Source organism: Dietzia sp. DQ11-38-2, assembly GCF_014145055.1.
Lineage (GTDB): Bacteria > Actinomycetota > Actinomycetes > Mycobacteriales > Mycobacteriaceae > Dietzia.
In genome coordinates this window covers 7,858-9,563 of record NZ_JAALDW010000428.1, presented here as the reverse complement: position 1 = coordinate 9,563, position 1,706 = coordinate 7,858, and the positions used below count along the sequence as shown (strand labels likewise).

Sequence of the window (1,706 nt, the reverse complement as noted above, 5' to 3'; positions counted from 1 at the left end):
GGGCACCGGCGTCGCGGTGATCGGCGCGTTCGCCCGCGAGCCGCGCATCCAGGGCGGTGGCAGCTCCCGCGTCTCCCCCACCCGGGTCGACGTGCCCCTGACGGAGATCCGCCGGATCGCCGGGGACGACCGCGTCACCTACGCCGCGGGTTTCGGGGCGGGTGACGACGCCGGCCGCCTCCTCGCCGAGGCGGTCGCTGTGGCATCCGACGCCGAGGTGGCCGTCCTCATGCTCGGGCTGACCGACGACCAGGAGTCGGAGGGGGTGGATCGCCCGCACATCGATCTGCCCGGTGACCAGCTCCGGCTCCTCGACGCGGTCGCGGCTGTGCGGGACCGGATCGTGGTGATCCTGTCGGCCGGATCCGTGGTGGACCTGGCCCCCGTGGTTCCCCACGCCACCGCGATTCTGTCCGGGGCGCTGTTGGGACAGGGCGGTGGCCGGGCGCTCGCGAGAGTGCTCTACGGTCACGCCTCCCCGTCCGGGCGACTGGCCGAGACGGTCCCGCTCCGCATCGAGGACGCTCCCAGCTGGGACAACTTCCCTGCCGAGGACTCGCACCTGCGGTACGGCGAAGGAATCTTCGTCGGCTACCGCGGATACGGCCACCGGCGTCGCGAGGTGCGCTTCCCGTTCGGCCACGGCCTGTCCTACACGCGGTTCGAGTACCGGTCCCTGTCCGTCGTCGCCGGGGACGAAGGACAACGAGGCGACGGAGTGCGGGCCGAGGCGATACGCACCGAGGAGTGGACGGCACGGGTGGAGGTCCACAACACCGGCCCGGTCCGGGGCCGCGAGATCGTCCAGATCTACTCCTCGCTCCCGGCGTCGGTGCGCAGGCGGGCGACGCGGGAGCTCGTGGGATTCGGGCACATCGATCTCGATCCCGGGCAGAGCGGGGTCCTGGAGGTGGCTGTCGAACGCCGTGACCTGGCGTACTGGGACGAGCCGGCCGGGAGGTGGCTGGTGGAAGGGGGCGGGTACGTCTTCGCCGCCGCCGCGTCCAGTAGGGACATCCGGGTCGAGGTCACCGTGCCGATCACCGGCGATCCACGCCCGGTCCGGATCGACCTCGAGTCCACCATCGCCGAGGCGATGGCGGACCCCGACGCACGACTGATCCTCGACGAGGTGTTCCGCCCGCTCGCCGCGAATGCCGGCGACGCAAGCGGCGCAGTGGGGGCCTCGATCGAGGACCTGGTGGGGTCCATCCCCGTGGGTCGGATGCTCTCCGGGTTCCTGGGCCTGGACCGGCAGGCGGTGGCGGGGATCGCCGAGCAGCTCGCCCGGATCCACCGGTGAACTAGGTGCTCCGGCCGGTCGCTCGACGCCTGTAATGCAAGAGCACGGTGCCGCTGTCGAAGACGCGATGTTCGACCAACTCCAGGTCGAGTTCGGCGCCCGGCGGCAGCGCGCGCAGGCCCCCACCGACCACCCTGGGGACGACGAAGAACCGGAAGTCGTCGACCATCCCGGCGCTGATCGCCTCGCTCGCGGTGGTGGGCCCGAATATCTCGACCTCGCCCGCCGCGCCGTCGACGATCTCTCGGAGCCGGGCGGGATCGAGACGCGGCAGCAGGAGATCCCGGGCGGAGAGCAGGTCCGCCTCGGCCATGGTCTCCGACACGGCGATGTGTGTGAGGTCCTGCCACCGACGGGCGAACTCGTGCTCGTCCGGGCTCCAGGAAGCGTCCTCGGGTTCGGC

At 71.8% G+C, this 1,706-nt stretch carries 2 protein-coding genes; one reads left to right on the top strand and one right to left on the bottom strand.

Features of this window, described 5'->3' with window-relative positions:
• The coding region (locus tag G6026_RS13755) for a glycoside hydrolase family 3 C-terminal domain-containing protein (RefSeq protein WP_182613504.1) at positions 1-1,303 on the top strand (1,303 nt) is incomplete at its 5' end.
• A 1-nt stretch (position 1,304) separates the two neighbouring features.
• Here G6026_RS13755 and G6026_RS13750 read toward each other — a convergent pair.
• The coding region (locus tag G6026_RS13750) for a dihydrofolate reductase family protein (RefSeq protein ID WP_182613503.1) at positions 1,305-1,706 on the bottom strand (402 nt) is incomplete at its 5' end.